Genomic DNA, 5,410 nt, shown 5'->3' with positions numbered 1-5,410 from the left:
GTGCCGGAGCGGCGGGTTTCGGGGCTTCGGGAGCCTTCGGGGTCTCCTCGGCCTTGGGCTGCGGGGCCGGTGCGGCCTTGGGTTTGGGCGAAAGATCGATCTTGCCGAGGAACTTCGGCTGCTGGATCTCGTCCTTTACGCTGATGACATTGCTTTTGATGACAACCTCTTTTTCTTCCTCGCGCTCCTGCTTTTTGGCTTCTTCGAGGGTAATGGTCGTCTGCTTCAGGGAGATGCGTTCACGGATCGAGTCGCGTGCGCCGGCAGCGCTGCGGTTGGCCCCGAACTCCTTCTCCAGAACGGCATAAGTGTCCGAGTCGACCAGTGTGTTGGGCGACCCGTCGCTCTTGATGCCCTTCTTCTGCAGGAAGTCCGTGATCGTGTTCAGACCGACGTTGAACTCCTTTGCAACCTGAATGAGCCTTAATTTTCTTTCGTTACCCATATTCTGTCTGTTTCTCTTTTTTTGCGGTTTGGATTATTCGAACTCGGCCTTCAGGATGTCGACGACCTTCTGCGCCTGCTCCATCTCGAGGTCGGCGCGGGCGGCGACCTCCTCGACGGAGAGTTCCAGCACGCTCTTGGCGGTGTCGCAGCCGGCGGTTTTCAGGGCGTCGATGATCCATCCGTCGATCTCGTCGGCGAATTCGGTCAGCGCCACGTCCTCCTCCTCGACCTCGCGGTAGACGTCGATGTCATAACCGGTGAGCATCTTCGAAAGGCGGATGTTGAGACCTCCCTTGCCGATGGCCAGCGACACCTGATCGGGCTTGAGGTAGACCGAAGCGGTCATCTTCTCCTCGTCGATGGTGATCGACGAGACCTTGGCGGGGTTGAGCGAGCGCTGGATCATCAGCGACGGGTTGGCGGTGTAGTTCACCACGTCGATATTCTCGTTGCGCAGCTCCTTGACGATCGAGTAGATGCGCGAACCCTTCATGCCGACGCAGGCGCCCACCGGGTCGATGCGTTCGTCGTAGGACTCCACGGCGACCTTGGCGCGCTCGCCCGGGATGCGGACGATCTTCTTGATGGTGATGAGCCCGTCGAAGATTTCGGGAACCTCCTGCTCGAACAGCCGCTCGAGGAACTGGTTGGCCGTGCGCGACAGGATGATGCGCGGCTGGTTGTTGTTCATCTCCACCGACTTGACGATCGCCTTGATGGTGTCGCCCTTGCGGTAGAAGTCGTTGGGTATCTGCTCGGCCTTGGGGAGAATCAGCTCGTTCTCCTCGTCGTCGAGGATCAGCACCTCTTTTTTCCAAACCTGATACACCTCGCCCGTGACGATCTCGCCGACCTTCTCCGAGTATTTCTCGTAGAGGCTGGCCTTCTCCAGATCGAGGATGCGCGACGCGAGGTTCTGGCGCAGCGACAACACGGCGCGGCGGCCGAACGACTGCAGCTTGATCTCATCGGCATAGTCGTCGCCGATCTCGTAGGTCGGGTCGATGGCCTTCACCTCCGACACGGCGATCTGCGTGTTGGGGTCCTCGACAGCGCCGTCCTCGACGACCGTGCGGTTGCGCCAGATCTCGAGGTCTCCCTTCTCGGGGTTGATGATGACGTCGAAATTCTCGTCCGTTTCATACTGCTTCTGCAACGCATGGCGGAAGACGTCCTCCAATACGCCGATCATCGTCGATTTGTCGATGTTCTTCAGCTCTTTGAACTCGGCAAAGTTGCTGATGAGATTGAGATTGTCCATTGTGTCGTTATCTTGTTTTTTAGTTTTGTCCTATTTGAAATCCAGCCACTCCTTCGTCGACTTGATCTCGGCGAAAGGGTAGGTGCGGGTGACCGTCACCAGTTGCTTCTTCTTTTTGCCCTCGACGGCCTGCTTCTCCTCGTAGGAGAGGGTGATGTCGTTCTCCGACACCGCGTCCAGCTTGGCTAGAATCTTGATGCCGCTCGTGAGCAGCACCTCCACCGATTGGCCGATGAGCTTGCGGTACTGACGCAGGCTGCGCAGCTCAGAACCGATGCCGGCCGACATGACCGTCAGCGAAAAATCCTCCTCCTCCCGGTCGAGTTCCGCCTCCACGGCGCGGCTCAGCTCCGCGCAGGCGTCGATGCCCACCGACGTGTCGCTGTCGATCGTCAGTTCGATGTCGTTGCCCGGCGTTGCGGTGCACTCCACCACGAACAAATCCGTGCCTTCCAGATGCCGCCGGGCCGTTTCGATTATTTTTTTTGTATCCGTCATATCGCTGAATTGCTCATGCATAAGTATAAAATAAGGGGACTGACCGTCCCCTTACCTCCTGCGTCTGTCTTTCGACACCGCAAATATAGTGAAAAAAATCGATATACCAATATTTAAAGGCAAAATTTACTCCTCTTTCGATTTGGATTCGTAGGGCTTGATGATCCCGCGCTTCGACGAGCGGATGAATTCGATCAGCGCGTCGCGCTCGGGGCTCTGCGGAACCTGTTTCTCGACCTCGTCGCAGCCGTTCAGGTAGTTCAGGCCGCTCTGGAAGAGGATGCGGCAGGCGTCGTGGATTTCGGCGATGCGCTCGGGCGTGAAGCCGCGGCGCGAAAGCCCGATCTTGTTGATGCCCGCGAAGCGCAGCGTGTCGTTGCGCACGATGACGTAGGGCGGAAGGTCCTGCCCCAGCAGCGCCCCGCCCTGAACCATCGCGTGGGCCCCGATGTGGGTCCACTGGTGCACGGCGGCATGGCCTCCGATCACCACCCAGTCGCCGACGTGAACCTCGCCCGCCAGCGATACACGGTTGGCGATCACGCAGTTGCTGCCGATGATGCAGTCGTGCCCGACGTGCGTGTAGGCCATCAGCAGGTTGTTCGAACCGATGCGTGTGGTGCCCGTCGACGCGGTGCCGCGGCTGATCGTCACATACTCGCGGATGTCGTTGTCGTCGCCGATCTCGCAGGTCGTGATCTCACCGGCGAATTTCAGGTCCTGCGGCAGGCACGAGACCGATGCGGCGGTGTGGACCCGGCAGCGGTTGCCGATGCGCGCGCCGTCGTGGATGACGGCCCCGGGGCCGATCCAGCAGTCGTCGCCGATTACGACGTCGCCGGCGATATAGGCGAACGGTTCCACCGTGGCATTGGCCCCGATCTTCGCGTCGGGGTGGATGTAGGCAAGGTTGCTTATCATGTCTTACTTTTTGTTTTTGACTACCTGCGCCATCATCACGGCTTCGCAGGCGAGCGTCTCGCCGACGAACGCCTTGCCCTCGACCACGGCGACTCCGCGGCGGATGGGTTCCAGCAGGTGGATTTCGAACTGCAGCGTATCGCCCGGCACGACCTTGCGCTTGAATTTCACGCCGTCGATCTTCATGAAATACGTCGAGTAGTTCTCGGGGTCCTCGACGCCGCCCAGCACCAGAATGCCGCTGCACTGCGCCATGGCCTCGACGATCAGCACGCCCGGCATCACCGGCTCCTCGGGGAAGTGACCCACGAAGAACGGTTCGTTCATCGTCACGTTCTTGATACCCGCCACGTCGGTGGCGTCGCGGTGGAAGATGCGGTCCACCAGCAGGAACGGCGGACGGTGGGGCAGCATGCGGCGGATGTCGTTGATGTCGTACAGCGCCGGTTTGCGGCAGTCGTAGGTGAAGCGGGGCTTCTCGCCGGCCTTGCGGATGGCGTGCTTGAGCTGCTTCATGAACTCCGTATTGGCGAAGTGGCCCGGGCGGGTGGCCCAAACGCGGCCTTTGATCCGCACGCCCAGCAGGGCGAAGTCGCCCAGCAGGTCGAGCAGCTTGTGGCGCGCCAGCTCGTTGTTGCAGCGCAGTTCGAGGTTGTTCAGGTAACCCGCCTTGATCTCGATGTCGGGCTTGTCGAAAATCTTCTTGAGGTGCTCCAGTTGGTCGTCGGGCACGGGGTTCTCGACCACCACGATGGCGTTGTCGAGGTCGCCGCCCTTGATGAGGTTCATCTTCATCAGCGGCTCCAGTTCGTGCAGGAAGACGAACGTGCGGCAGGGTGCGATCTTGCCGGCGAAATCGTCGCCGGGGTTGAACGTGGCGTACTGGTTGCCGATGACCTTCGAGTTGTAGTCCACATGCACCGAAACCGAAAATTCGTCGTCGGGGTAGAGGATGATGGCCACGCCCTTCTCGGGGATCGTGTAGACCATCTTCTCGGTCACATGGTAGAACGTGCGCTCGGCGTCCTGATCCACCAGTCCCGTTTCGGCCACGGCCCGGGCGTATTCGCGGGCCGACCCGTCGAGGATCGGGGTTTCGGGGGCGTCGATGTCTATGATGGCGTTGTCCACGCCCAGCGTCCAGAGCGCCGACATGATGTGTTCGATGGTCGAGACGCGGTGGCCGCCGGCTTCGATGGTCGTGCCGCGCGAGGTGTCCACGACATGGTCGCACAGGGCGGGGATTATGGGCTGTCCCTCGATGTCGGTGCGGCGGAATACGATGCCGGTGCCGGGATCGGCGGGATTGACGGTCATGGTTACTTTCACGCCCGAATGAAGGCCCTTTCCCGAGAACGAAATCGGAGCCTTCAGCGTTTGTTGTTTGGTAGACATAAGCGGAGTTTCTTGTATATTTCGCGCAAAGATAATACAAGTCGGGCGCAATACCAAATTTATTCGGGATTGCCGGGCCGCAGTTTATTTTGGATAAAGATATTAAAATTTCGGTAAAAAGCCTTACTTTTGCTCAAAATTCCGAACGACAGCAATGACCGAGAACCCGCGCGACAGCAAACCTCAGGCCCCCCGCCGGCCCCGCCTACGACTCCCCTTCGACAACCGCAGGGAGGATGCCGGGACGTGGGCCTACGATCACCGCATCGGTCTGTGCGTCACGCTGATCGCCTATCTGCTGCTGATGATCGTCTTCGTCTCGTCGAAGATCGTCGTGGGGGCCCGTTCCCACCAGCAGGGAATGTTCATCGACCTGCAGTCGCTGGCCGAACTGGAACAGGAGAAGGCCCGGCTCGAACGTGAGGTGCGGGAGCGTCAGGCGCAGGAGGAGATCGACTGGCGGAGCATCCGCAATCAGGCGTCGAACGAGAATGCCCTCAATGAAAAGCTCCGGGACGACCGCGGAACCAACGCCGCCGAGCTGAACCGGGCTGCCGCCGAGGCCGAGGCGCGGATGCAGGCCAACCGCGAGGCTTACGAGCAGGGGCTGGCCGAGGAGCGCGCGATCCGCGAACGCCGCGGCAGGGAGGACGGCTCGGAGCATCAGGACCGCAAGGTCAAGGGGCGCGTGACGGTCTCCTTTTCGTTGACGAATCCCGTTCGCACGTCGCGTTGGCTGGAGGTTCCGGCCTATCTGTGCGAAGGCGGCGGCGATGTGGAGGTCTCGATCACGGTGGACCGTGCCGGCAAGGTCGTCGGGGCGCGCGTCGTCGGGGGCGCCTCCTCGAGTCTCCGCGGCGAAGAGACCAGGGCGGTCCGCTCATGCCG

At 60.6% G+C, this 5,410-nt stretch carries 5 protein-coding genes and 1 pseudogene; 1 reads left to right on the top strand and 5 read right to left on the bottom strand.

The genetic code is table 11. From position 1 onward, the window contains the following. From BN5935_RS00045 to BN5935_RS00025, 5 genes and pseudogenes are all read right to left on the bottom strand, one after another. Window positions 1-445: pseudogene (locus tag BN5935_RS00045) on the bottom strand (translation initiation factor IF-2); the annotation flags it as partial. A gap of 33 nt (window positions 446-478) precedes the next feature. Then, window positions 479-1,708: a transcription termination factor NusA gene (gene nusA / locus BN5935_RS00040; RefSeq protein WP_064974279.1), complete on the bottom strand. Its 1,230-nt coding sequence runs from the start codon at window positions 1,706-1,708 to the stop codon at window positions 479-481. A 30-nt stretch (window positions 1,709-1,738) separates the two neighbouring features. Continuing rightward, window positions 1,739-2,206, bottom strand: a complete 468-nt coding sequence (gene rimP, locus BN5935_RS00035; protein WP_064974278.1) for a ribosome assembly cofactor RimP — start codon at window positions 2,204-2,206, stop codon at window positions 1,739-1,741. Window positions 2,207-2,332: 126 nt separating this feature from the next. Beyond that, entirely contained in the window at window positions 2,333-3,127 is a 795-nt protein-coding gene (lpxA, locus tag BN5935_RS00030) for an acyl-ACP--UDP-N-acetylglucosamine O-acyltransferase (protein ID WP_064974277.1), read from the bottom strand. Between the two features lie 3 nt (window positions 3,128-3,130). Continuing rightward, window positions 3,131-4,522: a bifunctional UDP-3-O-[3-hydroxymyristoyl] N-acetylglucosamine deacetylase/3-hydroxyacyl-ACP dehydratase gene (locus BN5935_RS00025; protein ID WP_064974276.1), complete on the bottom strand. Its 1,392-nt coding sequence runs from the start codon at window positions 4,520-4,522 to the stop codon at window positions 3,131-3,133. Between the two features lie 154 nt (window positions 4,523-4,676). Between BN5935_RS00025 and BN5935_RS00020 the strand changes: the two genes are divergently transcribed. Beyond that, on the top strand, window positions 4,677-5,410 hold a 734-nt coding region (locus tag BN5935_RS00020; RefSeq protein ID WP_064974275.1), incomplete at its 3' end, for an energy transducer TonB.

Origin of the sequence: Alistipes provencensis (genome assembly GCF_900083545.1) — a bacterium.
GTDB classification, from domain to species: domain Bacteria; phylum Bacteroidota; class Bacteroidia; order Bacteroidales; family Rikenellaceae; genus Alistipes; species Alistipes provencensis.
The sequence above is the reverse complement of the archived record's forward strand: the minus strand, read 5'-3'. Positions and strand labels throughout refer to the sequence as shown.

Excerpts from the sequence above, each read along its gene's own strand:
- nusA (WP_064974279.1), bottom strand. The coding sequence starts at position 1,708 with ATGGACAATCTCAATCTCATCAGCAACTTTGCCGAGTTCAAAGAGCTG.
- rimP (WP_064974278.1), bottom strand. The coding sequence starts at position 2,206 with ATGACGGATACAAAAAAAATAATCGAAACGGCCCGGCGGCATCTGGAA.
- lpxA (WP_064974277.1), bottom strand. The coding sequence starts at position 3,127 with ATGATAAGCAACCTTGCCTACATCCACCCCGACGCGAAGATCGGGGCC.
- BN5935_RS00025 (WP_064974276.1), bottom strand. The coding sequence starts at position 4,522 with ATGTCTACCAAACAACAAACGCTGAAGGCTCCGATTTCGTTCTCGGGA.